The organism is Candidatus Sphingomonas phytovorans (genome assembly GCA_029202385.1).
GTDB classification, from domain to species: domain Bacteria; phylum Pseudomonadota; class Alphaproteobacteria; order Sphingomonadales; family Sphingomonadaceae; genus Sphingomonas; species Sphingomonas phytovorans.
The window spans coordinates 2,539,666-2,555,269 of record CP119314.1 but is presented as its reverse complement, the minus strand read 5'-3'; the positions used below and the strand labels follow the sequence as shown (position 1 = coordinate 2,555,269).

The 15,604-nt window shown below is 64.0% G+C and carries 16 protein-coding genes; 6 read left to right on the top strand and 10 right to left on the bottom strand.

Going from position 1 to position 15,604, the window contains the following annotated elements; all coding sequences use genetic code 11:
• Positions 1 to 11 precede the first annotated feature (11 nt).
• Positions 12 to 494 carry a heme-binding protein gene (locus P0Y59_11655; protein ID WEK02302.1) on the top strand — a complete coding sequence of 161 codons (483 nt, stop codon included), beginning with the start codon at positions 12 to 14 and terminating at the stop codon, positions 492 to 494.
• A gap of 17 nt (positions 495 to 511) precedes the next feature.
• Here the strand turns inward: P0Y59_11655 and P0Y59_11650 are convergent, their stop codons facing one another.
• The 4 genes from P0Y59_11650 to P0Y59_11635 form a co-directional block, all read right to left on the bottom strand.
• On the bottom strand, positions 512 to 1,744 hold the full coding sequence (locus P0Y59_11650) for an MFS transporter (protein WEK02301.1): 1,233 nt from the start codon (positions 1,742 to 1,744) through the stop codon (positions 512 to 514).
• A gap of 3 nt (positions 1,745 to 1,747) precedes the next feature.
• On the bottom strand, positions 1,748 to 2,728 hold the full coding sequence (locus tag P0Y59_11645) for an alpha/beta hydrolase (protein ID WEK02300.1): 981 nt from the start codon (positions 2,726 to 2,728) through the stop codon (positions 1,748 to 1,750).
• Between the two features lie 72 nt (positions 2,729 to 2,800).
• Complete coding sequence (locus P0Y59_11640) at positions 2,801 to 3,448, bottom strand: cytochrome b (protein WEK02299.1); 648 nt, start codon at positions 3,446 to 3,448, stop codon at positions 2,801 to 2,803.
• Complete coding sequence (locus P0Y59_11635; protein WEK02298.1) at positions 3,445 to 4,986, bottom strand: AMP-binding protein; 1,542 nt, start codon at positions 4,984 to 4,986, stop codon at positions 3,445 to 3,447. The genes P0Y59_11640 and P0Y59_11635 overlap by 4 nt, the downstream gene beginning before the upstream one ends.
• A gap of 172 nt (positions 4,987 to 5,158) precedes the next feature.
• Here P0Y59_11635 and P0Y59_11630 point away from each other — a divergent pair, with 172 nt between their 5' ends.
• Entirely contained in the window at positions 5,159 to 6,247 is a 1,089-nt protein-coding gene (locus P0Y59_11630) for a BTAD domain-containing putative transcriptional regulator (GenBank protein WEK02297.1), read from the top strand.
• 23 nt (positions 6,248 to 6,270) lie between these two features.
• Here P0Y59_11630 and P0Y59_11625 read toward each other — a convergent pair whose 3' ends face one another.
• Both P0Y59_11625 and P0Y59_11620 read right to left on the bottom strand, forming a co-directional pair.
• Positions 6,271 to 7,098 carry a hypothetical protein gene (locus P0Y59_11625; protein WEK02296.1) on the bottom strand — a complete coding sequence of 276 codons (828 nt, stop codon included), beginning with the start codon at positions 7,096 to 7,098 and terminating at the stop codon, positions 6,271 to 6,273.
• Between the two features lie 17 nt (positions 7,099 to 7,115).
• A complete protein-coding gene (locus P0Y59_11620; GenBank protein ID WEK02295.1) occupies positions 7,116 to 7,721 on the bottom strand; it encodes a nitroreductase family protein in 606 nt (201 codons plus the stop codon).
• Between the two features lie 241 nt (positions 7,722 to 7,962).
• On the opposite strand from P0Y59_11620, the gene P0Y59_11615 reads away from it, so the two are divergent.
• Positions 7,963 to 8,397, top strand: a complete 435-nt coding sequence (locus P0Y59_11615) for a lipocalin-like domain-containing protein (GenBank protein WEK02294.1) — start codon at positions 7,963 to 7,965, stop codon at positions 8,395 to 8,397.
• A gap of 186 nt (positions 8,398 to 8,583) precedes the next feature.
• Complete coding sequence (locus P0Y59_11610; protein WEK02293.1) at positions 8,584 to 10,788, top strand: TonB-dependent receptor; 2,205 nt, start codon at positions 8,584 to 8,586, stop codon at positions 10,786 to 10,788.
• A gap of 193 nt (positions 10,789 to 10,981) precedes the next feature.
• On the opposite strand, the gene P0Y59_11605 is transcribed toward P0Y59_11610, so the two are convergent.
• From P0Y59_11605 to P0Y59_11590, 4 genes are all read right to left on the bottom strand, one after another.
• Positions 10,982 to 11,572 carry a hypothetical protein gene (locus tag P0Y59_11605; GenBank protein ID WEK02292.1) on the bottom strand — a complete coding sequence of 197 codons (591 nt, stop codon included), beginning with the start codon at positions 11,570 to 11,572 and terminating at the stop codon, positions 10,982 to 10,984.
• Positions 11,532 to 11,987: a hypothetical protein gene (locus P0Y59_11600; protein ID WEK02291.1), complete on the bottom strand. Its 456-nt coding sequence runs from the start codon at positions 11,985 to 11,987 to the stop codon at positions 11,532 to 11,534. Before P0Y59_11600 ends, P0Y59_11605 begins: the two co-directional genes overlap by 41 nt.
• 85 nt (positions 11,988 to 12,072) lie before the next feature.
• On the bottom strand, positions 12,073 to 12,666 hold the full coding sequence (locus P0Y59_11595) for a UbiX family flavin prenyltransferase (protein ID WEK02290.1): 594 nt from the start codon (positions 12,664 to 12,666) through the stop codon (positions 12,073 to 12,075).
• A 65-nt stretch (positions 12,667 to 12,731) separates the two neighbouring features.
• Positions 12,732 to 13,178 carry a hypothetical protein gene (locus P0Y59_11590; protein WEK02289.1) on the bottom strand — a complete coding sequence of 149 codons (447 nt, stop codon included), beginning with the start codon at positions 13,176 to 13,178 and terminating at the stop codon, positions 12,732 to 12,734.
• A 110-nt stretch (positions 13,179 to 13,288) separates the two neighbouring features.
• On the opposite strand from P0Y59_11590, the gene P0Y59_11585 reads away from it, so the two are divergent.
• Entirely contained in the window at positions 13,289 to 14,242 is a 954-nt protein-coding gene (locus tag P0Y59_11585; protein ID WEK02288.1) for an alpha/beta hydrolase, read from the top strand.
• Positions 14,239 to 15,510 (top strand): hypothetical protein, encoded by a 1,272-nt coding sequence (locus tag P0Y59_11580; protein WEK02287.1) that lies wholly within the window; start codon positions 14,239 to 14,241, stop codon positions 15,508 to 15,510. The genes P0Y59_11585 and P0Y59_11580 overlap by 4 nt, the downstream gene beginning before the upstream one ends.
• Positions 15,511 to 15,604 lie beyond the last annotated feature (94 nt).

Genomic DNA, 15,604 nt, shown 5'->3' with positions numbered 1-15,604 from the left:
GGACCAAGACGATGACCTCCGACACTTCACCGGCCCACCAGTCCGATCGCGCATGGATCGCGCTCGCCCAGGCTTCCATCATCGTCGACCAGACGCTTCAGGCGGCGAGGGATCGCGAATTGCCGCCCATGACGGTCACCGTCCTCGATCCGGGCGGCCGGCTGGTTGCTGCAAAACGCGAAGATAATTCCAGCTTCTTCCGCGGCGAGATTTCCAGCGCCAAGGCCTGGGGTGCTCTCGCCATGGGAATGCCGACCCGCCTGCTCGCCGACCGGGCGGCAAAGGCGCCGGATTTCACCCAGTCGCTGACGGCGCTGACTCAGGGGCGCTTCATCCCCGTGCCGGGCGGGGTGCTCATTCGCGACGCGCAAGGACGCCTCCTTGGCGCGGTCGGCGTATCGGGAGCGCATCCGGACGATGACGAGGCCTGCGCCACCGTCGGCGTCGCGGCCGCCGGCCTGGTCGCCGATATCGAAGGACCGCCGCGCAAATAGGCCGGCACAGGCTCGACCTACTGCTCTTGCGGCGCCGGCGAACCGATCCGGCCAGGCAGCGCCGCAATCAGCACGCCGGCCACGACAAGGCCGATGATCGCGCCGATGATCGCGATCGAATAGGATCCCGAAAGGTCCCGGCTGCGGGCAAAGACGATCCCGCCGCCCGCCATCCCGAAATAGAGGAATACCGCTAGCCCGCCGAAGATGGCGCTATAGGCTTTCATGCCGAACAGCCTGGCACAGAAGAACGAGATGAACGCATGTTCGGATCCGACGCTCAGGCCGAGCGCCAGCGTCCCCAATATGGCCAGTGCCATCGATCCGTGCGGAAGAAGCCAGATCCCGAGCCCCAGCCCGGAGGCAATGAAGAAGCAGGCGGCGGTAATTCCGGGCGAGAAGCGATCGAGGCTCCAGCCGGCCATCACACGAAAAACCAGAACTGACAGGGCAAGTATCGCAAGGAGGATGCCTGACCTTTCCGCTGGCGCGCCATATTCGATCGCCACCGACTGGAGTTGCGATACGAACCCGACCGACGCGGCGCCGGCAAGGAAGATGGCAGCGCCGAATTGCCAGAATTCCAGCGTCCGGATCGCCTCGCGCCGCTCGATGCCGTCCGCGGCGGCGACCCGCGCAGCCCCATCGGTGGGGCGGATCAGCCAGACGGCGGCCAGGCCCCCGATCAACGCAATCGCCGCGAGCAACTGATAGCCGGCGCGCCATCCCCCATGAGCCAGCAGATTCCCGAGCAGGGGTGAAAGGAGTATCCCCGATATCGAAATGCCCGACAGCGCGATCGCGATGGCGGCCCCCTTCGACGCGGAAAACCGCGCTGCTACGGGGCGCGTATAGGCGATCGGCCCGGTTGCGCAGCCGAGCAGGTTGAAGCCGATGAAACCGATATAGAATGCCGCGAGCGATGGGCCGATCACTGACAGATAGAAGAACGACGCGGCCATTGCGGCTGCCGAGATGGCGGCAACTGGCCGAACGCCGAATCGGTCGATGAGGCGGCCGGCGAACGGCAGCGCGATCCCGGTCAGGGGCAGGGCAAGCAAGCCGAACGCAAGTGCCGTTTTCGACCAGCCGAACTCTGCTTCAAGCGCCCTGAAAAACATGCTCGTGATTGGCGTGTACATGCCCACGCCACAGGCAAGGCCAATCGTCGCCCCGACAAGCTCCCGCCAGCTCCGGCGGAATTCTCCCCGCATGCCCATATCCCCGTCTCCACCGGCTGGACTATTCAAGGCTCAGTTCCTTCGGACGAATGTGATGATTTCACGGGTGAGGGATTTGTCCGACGTGTTGATCGAATAGATCTCGGACATGTGATTGTGCCCGGCAAGCATGACGCTGCTTACACCCCGGGACCGGTCCCGCGGCACGGCGGACAGGAATTGCTGGCGCTGCCGCAGAAAATAGTCGGGATCGAATTCGGCATTGGCCAGCAGCAACGGAGTTCGGGAAGCGAGTAATCCATTGAGGGACGATTCTGCGGCGAATTTATCCGGGTCGCTGCCGAAATATGCCTTTGCCCGTGTCAGGAGCGGCCTGTCGGCCGCCGGTGCCGTTTCGGGTGCCTCGACCGTGAAGCTGCCCGATATGACGATCATCCCGCGCACTCCGGGCGTGTCGCCGCGCCAGAGCGTGCGGTCGGCACCATAGGACGCGACGTGAGTGGCACCCGCCGAGTGCCCCATCAAGAAGAGCCGATCGGGATTCCCGCCATAAGATGCTGCGTTCGCGCGCGCCCACCGAACCGCAGTGCCGATGTCCTCGGCGGCGGCCGGCCAGGTCGCCGCGGGCGCAAGGCGATAGTTGATGCTGATCGCGACAAAGCCATGGCGGGCCGCCCATAACGCCACATTGTCGTAGAACGGACTCTCCCTGGAGAGTCTGCGCGCGCCGGCGGTGAAGCCGCCGCCATGGACGAAGATCAGGACCGGGCGCTTCCGCTGTCCTTGACGTTTCTCGACGAAGACATCGGCGAGCTGCTGCTCGAACGGGCCATATCCGACGTCCCGGGCTACGATGATCCCGCGATAGGGTTCATGTTCCTGAAGCGGGCCATAGAGTTCCGCCATGGCGTGGCCGTCGACCGTGCGGCCGCCGGTGAGGATGGCTTGTTTGATCGCCGGCGGAACCTGGCCCTGGGCCGGTGAACAACAGCACCACAGACAGGCCAGCCATGTCCCGATCCCGCGGACCAGATGGGTTGAGCCGATCGTCATCCTATGCCCCTCCGTACCTGCGCTGCCGGCGTTTCTTACCCGGGATTGTGCAGGCCACGCTTCAAGAGACTCTCAAATGACGATGCTGTCCATATCGGGATCGGGGTCGGCTCTCTTCGCCATCCGCTTCCCCGGCAGGAAGATGCCGAGCGGTGCCATCCGCCATATGATGCCGTCACGGGCGACCATGTGCTTCACCGCACCGGCAAGATGCAGCAGGAGCAGGGCGAGCGTGATCTTGCCCAGGACCGAATGGGTGAGTGCGAAACCCAGATGGAGTTTCGCCAGTTCTTCCGCCCCCAATCCGCGCACGAGCGGAAAATAGGGCCATGGTACGACGCCGAAATAGGTGATCGGTGGTGCTGATACCCGAGTGGTGACCGCGATCCAGCCGCTCAGGGGAAGGCCGATCATGATCAGATAGAGACTGGTATGGATAGCATGCGCCAGGCTTCGCTCCCATCGCGGCATCGTCGCGGGAAGGGCAGGGGGGCGGTTCAGGATACGCCAGGCGAGCCGCAGGATGCTGAGCATCAGGATCGTGAGTCCGATCGACTTGTGATAGTCGAGGATCGCGAATTTCTCGGGCGGACGCGCGTCGCGGCCCATCACCCCGAGCGCGATATTGCCGACGATCAGCGCCGCGATGGTCCAGTGGAGGATGATCGATCCTGTCGCATATCGGCGCTGAGTGCTTCCGGCGCTCGGCCCGGTGATCATTTCGCGCACTCCGTTTCCCCGTGGGGCAGGGCGGCGGCGAGGAATCTTTCCCTGATCGCGGCGGTAGCGATCTTCCCTGCGCCGGTCTTGGGCAGGGGAGCGTCCGAGAAGTCGATGCGTTTCGGGGCCTTGTAGCCGGCGATCAGGCTTCGGCAGTGCCGGTCGATCTCCTCTCCTGTCGGCGCGCCGGGCCCCGGGGTGGTGTAGATCACCGCGCGGACCTCCTCCCCCCAGCGTTCGCTGGGAATCCCGAACACCGCCGCCTCCTCCACTGCGGGATGAGACAGCAGCGCGTTCACCACCTCGGCCGGGTAGATGTTCTCGCCACCCGAGATGATCATTTCCTTCTTCCGGCCGACGACCCGATAAAGGCCGTTGTTCGTGCGGATCCCCAGGTCCCCGCTGTGATACCAGCCATCGACGAAGGCGCGCGCCGTTGCCAGGGGATCGCCCCAATATTCCCGGAACAGGCGCGCGCCCTTGAGGACGATTTCGCCAACTTCATCGGGGCCGACCGTTCGCCCTTGGTCGTCGACCAGCGCGATATCGACATGGCGCGTCGGCGTCCCGACGATATTGAACGCCGTCTCCGGGTCGGGGTTGTCGCCGGCCTGTTCGTGGCACACGAAGCCGGACCCTTCGGTCAGTCCATAGGCCTGGCGCAGGTCGCACTTCAGTACCGATCGGCACCGCCGGTAGACGGCATCCTGCATGGGCGATCCGCCATAGCTGATCAGGCGAAGCGACCCGAGATCGTGGTGCAGGTCAGGCCGTTGCCGCGAGATCCAGTCGAGCAAGGTGGGCGGAAGGCTGGTCTTGGAAATGCGCTCGCGCTCGACCAGCTCGCCGAACGTCACCGGATCGAACTGAACCGCGACATGTGCGCCGCCCGCCAGTGACATGCCCCAGATCGCGAATGCGTCCACGAGGTGGAACATCGGCGCCGAATGCAGCCACACATCGTCCCGCCTGAATTCAAGTCTCTCCATCGCATCGACGGCACTGGCGAGCAGATTGCCATGGGTCAGGCACACCCCTTTGGGCAGTCCGGTTGTCCCGCTGGTGAAGAAGATCTGGGCAATCGTATCGGCGTCGCATCGTTCGGGCGGCGCAGCATGCGGGAGCGCGTGGGCGATCGCGTCTTCATAGGGATTCCGGCCTCCCGGGCCGTCTGCATCGTTCCACGACAGGGAATCGATACCGTGATGTTCGGGCAAAGCCTGCCCGACCAAAAGCTTGCAGCCGACTCTTTGGAGGATGTCTTCGATCTCGCCCGCAGCCAGCCTGGTATTGAGCGGAACGAGCACGACACCCAGCATTGTGCAGGCGAAATTCACTTCGAGATATCTGAACCCGTTCGGGGCGAAGATCGCGACCCTGTCACCCGTCATCAAGCCAGTCGCCGCAAGGACCGAGGCGAGCCTGCGAGAGCGGGACAGCAACGTCGCGTAGGAAAGGTGCGTGCCATGTGTCGAAACCGCGACGCGGTCGGAATGGATGGCATCGACTTGCTCGAGCAGATCATGGAGCGTGCGCATGCCCCATTCCTTTGAACCCCTGGCTCAAAGGAGCGTCAAAAATGGGGTGCTGTCCCATTCCCATGCGACCTGCGCCCCGACTGACATAGGCTAGGGAAAGACGGGGCGGCTCGAACACGCCCATATTCGCGCCGGCGACTCAGGAATAGCCGGATCGCAGCAGGAGGGAGGCATGTCGCACCTCGAGATGAAGGCGCTGGGACCGCTCAGGTTCGAGGACCGTAACGGTCGCGAACGGCGGCCCCCCACACGCAAGACCGCGATGCTCGCCGCCTATCTCGCAATCCATCCGGAACGCAGGTTCAGCAGGGAAATGATCGCCGGCATGCTGTGGGGCGAGAAGGACGAGGCCCGGGCTCGTCACAGCCTGAGCCAGGCCCTGTCGGATTTGCGCCGGACGTTCGGCGATCAGCTGGTTCTCGGCGACTCCCAATTCGTGTGGAGCCCGTCGAACGCGATCAGCGTCGACGTCGCCCGCCTTTCCACGATCGAGCCGGCCTATGCATCGCGCGAGGAGCTGGAACTTTTCGAGACGCTGCACCAGGGCGAATTCCTCCAGGGGTTCGATTTCGCCCAGACCGGGCTGTCGAGCTGGATGGAGGCCGAACGAGAGCGTCTCAGCCGCAGGCTCCACGACGCGCTGGCCAGGCTGGCTCAAATCCGGCTTGCCGCACGGGAATATGATCTGACGCTTTCGACGGCCCAGCGCATCCTGGAGCTCGATCCCTATGACGAGACCGCGCATCGCACGATCATGCGGTGCCATGCCGGCAAGGGGTTCCCACGCCGCGCGCGCGATCATTTCGAGGCCCTGGCACGGGAGCTCGAGATTGAACTCGGCGTGACGCCGGAGGACGGGACGACGGACCTTTTGAGCCAGATCCTGAACGGTGAGGCTCTTTCACCCCTTTCCCGGACGCTGGCCGATTTTGCGTTCGTGCTCGAACAATTGCCCTATGCGGTTGCCGTGACCGACACGGAGAACCGCATCGTCGGCTGGAATCGCATCGCCGAGGATTCCCTTGGGTTCGCCAAGGACGAAATGTTCGGCCGGCCGCCCACGGCAGTCTATGCTGAAGGCGGGGATGTCGGCCTTGCCGAACAGATCCTCCGCCAGGCTGTTTCCGGAGGGCGTTGGGTCGGCGATGTCCACCTCACGTCGAAGGAGGGAAACACTTTTGCCCAGCGGCGGATCGTGAGTCCTCTTTTCGGGCAGGACGGCAATATGGTCGGTGCGTTTGGGCATGGCATCACGCTTTAGCGTGTCGATACGGACTGATGCGCTCAGTGTGGGCTGAAGGGACCGGGGTAAGGGCCGGGGAAGCGCGCCCTGATCTCGGACGCGTCGAGGATATAGCCGTCCCATAGCCATTCCCACAGCGTGCTGCGGCCGAGCGGCAGCGATAGCAGGAACACCAGCGCGACACTGCCCAGCGCGATCGCGAACCAGCGGTCGTGCCACCCCGTCATCCGCCATTTCAGGAGATAGAGCAGCAGGCCGAAGGAAAGCACCGGGCCGTAAGCGTAAAGCGGCGGGGTGGCGGCCAGCAAGTCGACGACCGGCACGCGGGCAAGCGCGCCGGACGCGATGACGATCGTCGCAGTCAGGATGAAAGGGCGATGCACCTCGGCCCTGGCACGATTGGCAATGGCGGTCGCGACGAGGACGCCGAACAGCCCGATTTCAGTCAGCATCTCCATCAGGAAGAATTTCGGCCCGCTGAACATCATATAGGCCGTCGGATTATAGTGGGCTGAGAGGATGGCCATCGCCGCGCCGAGCCCGACTACGGCAACCGCGACCACAGCGCCGACCCATCCCCACAGGCGATGCTGTCGCAACTTGCCGCGATAGACCAGCAGGCTTTGGGTCACGAGCAGGACCATCCAGCTCGACATCGCGAAGGCATGAGTCAGGATAACCGGAACCACCTCGCGCGTCAGGGGATTTCCCATGAAGCCCTTGCCGCCCATGAGATAGAAATAGCGAAAGCCCGTCAGCGCGATACCGAACGAAATGAGACTGGCGACGACGTAGAATAGTCGCTCGCGCTTCAGCATGGCCCGCGGCCCGTGGGTGCTGGAGGGTGGCGCCCCACGCTGATCCTGCATGATCTTCGTTCTCCATTTTATCCAGTCGTTTCGCCAAAGCGTCCCTGCCAGGCGAAGGAGGCAACCGGGTTGCGGCCGCTGGGCGTTTCGCGTGCGCGCAATGGCTCGGGGAGCAGGTCCCTCTCCGCCCGGCGGCCGACGACAATGGCAGCCTCGATATGGAAATCGTCGGGCACGCCCAGTTCGGTCTGGGCGCGCTCGAAATCTACCCCTGCGAGGCCGTGGGTGGACAAGCCGATCCGGGTCGCCTGGAGCGCGAGGCACGCCCAGGCGGCGCCGGCGTCGAAGGAATGGCTGCGTGAGACTTCGGGGGATTCCCGGCCCGGGAGCTGGATCATCCTGTCCGACAGGACGAAAAGGATGACCGAGGCACCCGCGGCCCATGCCGCGTTGAAGGGCTTCAACAGGCCAAGGAACGTTGCCCATTCGGCCGAATCCCGATGGGCATAGACGAAGCGCCAAGGCTGCCGGTTATAGGATGAAGGGGCCCAGCGCGCCGCCTCGAACAGAACGTGAAGCTCCCGGTCATCCACCTTCGAGCCGTCGAAGGAGCGCGGCGACCAGCGCTGGGTGAAGATCGGGTCGATATCATGGTCGGTGCTTCTTGGCGCTCCGGGTTGCATCAGGCTGGTTCCTCGCTTGTCGAACTGGCTGAACTGGCCGGGGCGTCCGATTCCGATGGTGTCCGGTCGACCGCGGTGATCATCTGCCGGCGGGAGCGGCCGCGGTTCCTCGACCCCATTCCAGTTCGTCCCGGCCGGCCTGCCAGCCGGCGCTCAAAGGATTCTCAAAGCATTGTCCGCCGCCGATTTGATGGATGATTGATCCAACGACCCCATTGCGGCGGGATCGGAGGATCGGTTCATGACACCAGCCAATGCGGAGCTCATCGGGGTTTGGGATATGCTCGGCGAAGAGGATGTGGACGAGCAGGGTAATCCGCTGCATCCGCCCGTGCCGCGCTCGGGCCGCCTCGTCTATACCTCCGGAGGCCTGGTTTCGGTCGTCTCGACGCCGGCGGTTCGCGCAAGGCTTGCGGGCGTGAGTCCCCGGCCAGTCATCGTCGGAGCGACTGACGCCGATCTGAAGGCCGCCGTCACTGGGTGCGCTGCCTATTCGGGACGATACCGGGTCGACGGCGACATGGTGACTCATATCGTCGAGATCGCACTCAATCCGAATGCTGTCGGCGTAGAGCTTACCCGCCGTTTTCTCATCGAAGGGGAGCGCATGACCTTTCTGGCTGCGCCGATCGGAGGTGGAGCGGCGCTTCGAATTCGCTGGCGCCGGATCGGATAGCTCCAAGCCTGCCGCACAGACCTGAATTGTCAGGTTGAAGACGCCGATGGCTGCGCCGCAATTGATCCGGGTCGCCTGTGCAGCATTTCTCGTCTTTCCGCTTTTGACGCTGCTTTGACTTCACTCTCCTAGCCCGGCCGCCAATCCAACGGTGACGCGGTGAAGCCGCGCAATAAGGAGGGGACATTGCCTATTCAGTTCTCGCGCGGGAATCTGCTGCGCAAGCGCCGTTTGCTTCTGGGTGCTGCCTTTGTCGTCGGCATCGGCTGGACGACGGTGGCGGTGGCGCAGTCCGAGCCACCCCAGGAGCCCGGCACGCTGGCGGTCGAGGATATCGTCGTCACGGCGCAGCGTCGCGCGGAACGCCTCCAGGATGTGCCGATCGCAGTTACCGCGATTACCTCGTCAGCGCTGGAGACCCGTGGGGTGACGACGTCGTCGGATCTGGCGCAAACGGTTTCGGGCCTCTCGATCACCAATAACAGCGGCTATGTTCAGCCGCGCCTGCGCGGGGTGGGCAACAACGTCATTGGCCTCGGCTACGAGGGCGGGGTCGCCACCTATATCGACGGAGTCTATATCGGCTCGGCCCCCGCCTCCCTCTTGTCGCTCAGCAATATCGAGCGTGTCGAAGTCCTGAAGGGGCCGCAGGGTACGCTCTTCGGGCGGAATGCGACGGGCGGTCTGATCCAGGTCGTCACACGGGAGCCGAGCAGGCAATCTGGCGGGCAAGTCTCCCTGGGGTACGGCAATTATGGCACGATCTCGGCTGACGCCTATGTGACCGGAGGGGTGACCGATTCCCTCGCGGTCGATCTCGCGGGCCATGCCTCGGCGATGAAGGACGGCTTCGGCCACAATGTGCGTAACGGCCAGGACGTCTACAAGACCGACCGCGATGTCGCGCTGCGCTCCTCGCTTCTGTACGACAAGGGAAGCACCAGGATCCGCATCAGCGCCGACTATTCGGAGCTTGCCGGCTCCCTGTTCACGGCCCTGCGGCCGGCGCCGGGTGCGCAGGTCTATCTGCCGATCGCGCCGCTCCCGCATCGCTGGGATGTCGATAACGACTTCCAGCCTTATTACGCCTTTCGCGGCTGGGGTGTCGCCGGAACGGTCAATCAGGATGTTGGTGGGGTCCGCATCACCAGCATCACGGCTTATCGTCGGTCGCGCATGATCTTCGATCAGGATACCGATGCCACCGGCACGCCCGGCCTGAATATCCGGCTCACCCAGACCGACAAGCAGTTCAGCCAGGAATTGCAGCTCTCGTCGACTCCCGGCTCACCCATCAGTTGGGTGGTCGGCGCCTATTATTTCCACGCGACGGGCATCACCGATCCGACGACCCTCGACTTCTACGGTCCGGTCCGGCCGGTGATCCCCGGCTTTGGCGTGGTCACGAACAACGTCAACAATGCCACGACGAAGACTGAAGCCTTTGCCGGTTTCGCGCAGGCGACCGTACCGATCGCCCGGCGCACCAATCTCACGCTCGGCTTTCGCTACAGCACTGAAAGGCGCTCGCTCGACAGCGACCTGACGACGGTGATCTCAGCACCCTTCGTTCCCTTCCCGATCACCAACCAGGCGGTGTCGTCGCAGTCGAAGCGCTTCTCCGACCCGACATGGCGCGTCTCGCTCGACCATCACTTCAGCGACGACGTGATGGTCTATGCCTCTTACAATCGCGGCTTCAAGAGCGGCGGCTACAATGCAGCCCTCGCGACCCAGGCACCCTATAGCCCGGAAAGGCTCGATGCTTATGAGGTCGGATTGAAGAGTTCGCTCCTCGATCGCAGGGTGCGGCTCAACGCCTCCGCCTTCTTCTACGATTACAAGGATATTCAGGTCGGGGGATTCGCGCTCGGCCAGATCTACTACTACAACGGAGCCCGCGCCCATATCTGGGGAGCCGAGCTTGAACTGGTGGCACGGGTGACGTCCGCGTTGCGCCTGTCCGGCGGACTGACGATCCTGGACGACAAGTTCACGGCTTTCCCGAACGCGATATATTTCGTCGGATTCAACCAGGTCACCACGCGCGATGCCAAGGGCAACCGGCTGCCGCAGACCGCGCGATTCACCGGAAATGTAACGGCTGACTATGAAATCCCGGTGAGTATCGGAAAGATAAACCTTTCAGCTACCTACAGCTACAACAGCGGCTATTATACCGAGGTGGACAACAACCTGTACCAGCCGCGCTTCGGACTGCTGAACGGAGGTGTCGGATTGAAGCTCGAGGACGGCCTCGGCATTCGGGGATGGGTGCGCAACCTGACGAACGCCAAGGTCACCAACTCGATGAACACGACGAACATCGGCGCCACGACCAACTATCAGCCGCCACGGACATATGGCGTGACGGTCAGCGCTTCCTTCTGAGTCTGGGGGAGGGATGGGGCAAGGGCGCCAGAAAGGCGACCTTGCCCCATTTCCGTTCGGGATCGGGGGCCCCGTGCCGGCGCGCCATGATGGTTCGCGCAAAGGCGCGGGGCCCGCCGAGATCATCTCAGCGGGCTCCGCGCTTCTGCATGAGCCTTCCACTATCGCGGGTCTCGACGTCGGAAAGGGGTGGTCAATCCGCGTCGGTAGAATGCGTGCCGCGGAATTCGGCCCGGGTCCCAAGCAGGATGACCGGCATGAAGGCGAGGGCGATCAGGCACCCGTGAAACATGTTCAGGGCGAAATGGCTGCTGGTATTCATGGGCAGCAATCCGAGCGCCCAGATGATGGCGACCCGCAGCGGCAGCAGGAGCGGCAGGGCGATCAGGGCGAGCGAGACGGCCCGCACGATCACCTGGCGGGGCAATCGGGAAAAGCGGGCAAGGGAAATGGCGGAATCCGCCGGTAGTTGTCGTGCGAAGCGCGCGCGCAGGACGAACGTCATCAGGATCGTCATCAGCAGTACCGGACAGACCGTCGCGAGTATCCCGTCGATCACGGCGCCCTCCCGGCCGAGCATCGCACGGGGAGGCGGCAGGCCCGCTGCACGGAGGAGAAGGGGAAAGGCGACCGCGTTCACCAAGACGGCGACCAGCGTGTCGACGACCAGCATTCGCTGCAATGTCGCCGGTTCCCTGCCTGCCTGCGAAGCCATGCCGCTCACGCGCCCGTCATCATGCGGGTCATTGCGCCCCGGGCGGCGGGCCGCGCCGGCCGCCGCCACGGGCGATCTCGAGATAGGCCGCGGCAAAGTCCGGCGGCAGGAACTCGCACATCCGCATATTCTCGATCCAGAATTCCATGACCGGGAATTCGGCCCGGTCGTTGCGTCGGCACAGCCAGCCTTCACGATCGGCGATCGCCTGGATCTCGTCGCGCGGGCGCCGCACGCTCATCGCGAAATGCGTCGGCGCATAATCGGGCGCGCGCGGCACGACCTGCTCAAAGCCCGATCCTTCCGGCACCAGGATCGTGCCTGTCTTGTGGATTTCGATCATCGTGCCGAAGTCGTCCTTCTGGAAGACGAAGAAGCTGCCGGCATTGGGCGGGAACGGTCGGAAATCGCCTTCCATGACTTCGGCGAGCACGCGCGCGACCCGGTCGGGCTGGTCCACGCTGATCGAAAGATGATGCAGCATTCTATCCTCCAGATCTCCGGCTTCAGCTGCCGAAGCTTGTTCCGGTGAAATGGCTGCGCACCGTCAAAAAAGGGTCAAACCCGGATCAGGCGAACGTCTGTCGTGTGCCCCGCCAGCGATGGACACCCGCAGCACTGATCCCGAAAAGATCGAGCGCACGTCCCACTGCGTGATCGATGATGTCGTCGATATGCTCCGGCCGGCCGTAAAAGGCTGGCACGGGCGGCGCGACGATCGCGCCCATCTCGGTGACCGTCAGCATCGATTTGAGATGCCCGGCGTGCAGAGGCGTCTCGCGAACCATCAGCACGACCCGGCGCCGCTCCTTCAGCGCGACATCTGCGGCCCGCGCGAGCAGCCCGCTCGTCACCCCGGTCGAGATCTCGGACAGGCTCCGGATCGAACAGGGTGCGACCAGCATGCCGAGGGTCTGGAAAGAGCCGCTCGAAATCGCCGCGCCGATATCGTCGGCGCGGTGGACGACGCTCGCGAGCGCCTCGACCTGGGCAACCTTGAAATCGGTCTCGTGCGCGAGCGTGATTTTCGCCGCCTGGGTCATGACCAAGTGCGTCTCCACGCCGGCCTCGCGCAATCGTTCGAGCGCGCGGATGCCGAATATCACGCCGGACGCTCCGGAAATGCCGACGATGAGGCGATCGGGACTGAATTCTGGTTGCATGAAAGCCTCCTCGCGTACCCGCGATGGTCGCGAGCCAGTGCGGGCGATGTCAAACGCGGTTGATGTCACTGAACGAAGGCACCCAATCGGGCGATCTGGCCTCGCCATCGTTCCAGCGTCGAGGCCGCATCGGCAAGCTCGAAGTCGATCATCGCTCGCACATCCGCATAGGGCGCGCGGTGGCGGATAGTGTCGACGACACACATTTCGGCCATGAAAGTCCGGTCGTCGGCGAGCAGCCGGCTTGTCGTCAGACGAGCTTCCCAGACGATTCCCCCGGTCGCCGAATGAAGGCTGGCGCGGCCGGATGCCTTGAGATTCTGGGCGGTGCCCGAAGCCGGCCAGAGGTACAGGCGTATCTGGTCGGGCGACACCGCGAGGATCTCGCCACCGCTCAGATAGGCGACATGGGGCCAGCCATCCCCGGCGGTGGCCAGAATCGCCGAGACGCCGGTCTTGTCCTCTATCGCGGTACCATCGAACTGCGCCATCCACGCAGGAAGCACTGTCATTGCACGGTTTCCGACATCGCTCGCCATGTGCGCCGGGCTTTGACGCTTCTTTGATCCCGCTGCCCAATTGGCGCCCGCATCGATCGGAAAGAGAAGGAGTTTTTACGCGCATGGAAGTGCTTGAGCGCATTTCCGGGGCGATCAGGGAAGCCGGCCCGGTGATCGATCTCCGGGAGATGGTTTCCCTCTACGCGCCGCTGCACGAGACCGAACCCTATCAGGGCGTGTCCGTCAGGCGGGACCTTGCTTATGGTCCTGATCAGCGGCACCGCGCCGACCTGTTCGTCGAGCCGGGCGCCGGCAATCGACCAGTGCTCCTCTTCGTCCATGGCGGCGGCTATATCGCGGGAGACCGGCGGGTGCGTGCCGGCAGTTCGTTTTATGACAATGTCGGGCTTTGGGGTGCGCGGCACGGCTTTCTCTCGGTCACCATGAGCTATCGGCTCGCCCCCGGCGCGCCCTGGCCGTCCGCCCAGGAAGACATCGCAGCCGCGCTTGCATGGCTCGACGCGAACGCCGCCGCGTTCGGTGGCGATCCACGCACCGTCGTGCTGATGGGGCATTCGGCTGGCGCCACGCATGCCGCCTGCTTTCTCGGCCAGTCCGCTTGCTGGCCCGACCGGATGCCGGTCAGGGCCGCGATCCTCCTGTCGACGACGCTTCAGGCCACGGCGGACGAAGACATAGCGCCGGGGGACGCGCAGTTCATCGAGCATGAGCGCGCTTATTTCGGGCATGATCAGTCCAGCTATCCGGCCCGGGGCGCGCTGCCGGGCATGATCGAATGCGGCATTCCAACCTTGCTCGTATCGCCCGAGTTCGACCCGCCCTTTTTCAAACGCCACTACGACCATCTCGCCCGGCTCCTTCCCGCGGATCGGAGCATATACCAGGCGAACTCACTTGCCGGTCACAACCACATGTCACAGATTTTCTGTCTGAATACGCGCGATACTCGCCTGGGCGACGCCATCCTCGCCTTTGTCCGGAACGCGCTCGGGAGATCTTGGCAGACCGGAGGAGCGCCAACCGCCCCTCGGCACTTCGATGGAGCACGATCATGAATATGCCTCAGCTGTCACGCTATCGTCCCGGGACGGACCTGCTTGGTTTCGACCGCCCGCCCGAAGGGGTGGTCCCCGAACTCGTTCGGCTTGTCGCCAAGGATGGTCCGGGCTCGCGAGGCGTCCTCTATTCGAAAGGTGGCGAGAAAACCGTCATCTGCATCGTTCATCCCAAAGGCGACATGTCGCGCCACTATCTGATCCCGGGGTTCGTGGACGCAGGCTTTGCTGCCTTCGGGCATGAGAGCCGGTCGCCGAACAACGATTCCAACATGACTCACGAGGCGCTGCTGGCCGATATCGATGCCGCCATGCGTTTCCTGCGCGGTCGCGGCTTCGAGAAAGTGGTGTGCCTCGGCTATAGCGGTGGCGGCGCGGCCTTCACTTTCTACCAGGCGCAGGCCCTGATCGCCCCGCCGGGAAGGCTCACTGACACCGCCGCCGGCGACCCCTTCGATCTGAACCCGCTGGAGATGCCGCCGGCCGACGGGTTCATGTATGCCGCCGCGCATCTCGGCACGGGGGTCACGATGCAGGACGAGATCGACCCGTCGGTTGTCGACGAGAAGGACGGTCTCTCGTGCGATCCGGCGCTCGATATGTACGATCCGGCCAACGGCTTTCGCGAACCGCCGGAGCAAAGCCGATATTCAGGAGAGTTCCTGGAACGTTATCGGGCTGCCCAGCGGGCCCGGATCGCGCGCATCGACGCCATCGCGCGCGACATGATCGCCACGCAGCGCAGTTTTCGGTCGCTCGTCCAGGGCGAGGATTTCCATGGCCTGCCTCCGCGCGAACGCACCCTCCTTCAGCGCCGCGCGATGCACGGCCAGTTCCTTCAGGTCCATCGGACGAACGCCAATCCGGCGCTGCTTGACCTTTCGATCGATCCTTCGCGGCGCACGATCGGCGACATCAACTGTCTCCGGCCGGATCTCTGGAATTATACCGAGAACGGCTTTGCCCGGATATTGTCCCCCAGGGCGTGGCTGAGCCAATGGTCGGCGATCTCGTCGCGATCCTCGATGCTCGACAATCTTCCCAAGGTGACCCAGCCGACCATCGTCATCGGGCTTTCGGGCGACAATGCGATCCTGCCGCACGTGAGCCGGGCGATCTTCGAGCATAGCGGGGCAGCCGACAAGCGGATCGAGCGGGTCGACGGCGACCATTTCGGCATGCCGCTCGACGGAACGTCGCAGAATGGCGGGCGGGCGCAGATCTCGGGCATCCTGGTCGACTGGCTGCGGGAGCGGTTCCCCGTCTGATCGGTCGGCAATGGGAGCCGAAGCACTTGGTTTGACGATCCTTTGAACTGGCGGGGGCAGGGCGTGTCCATGAAATCGAGCAATTATGCGGGTC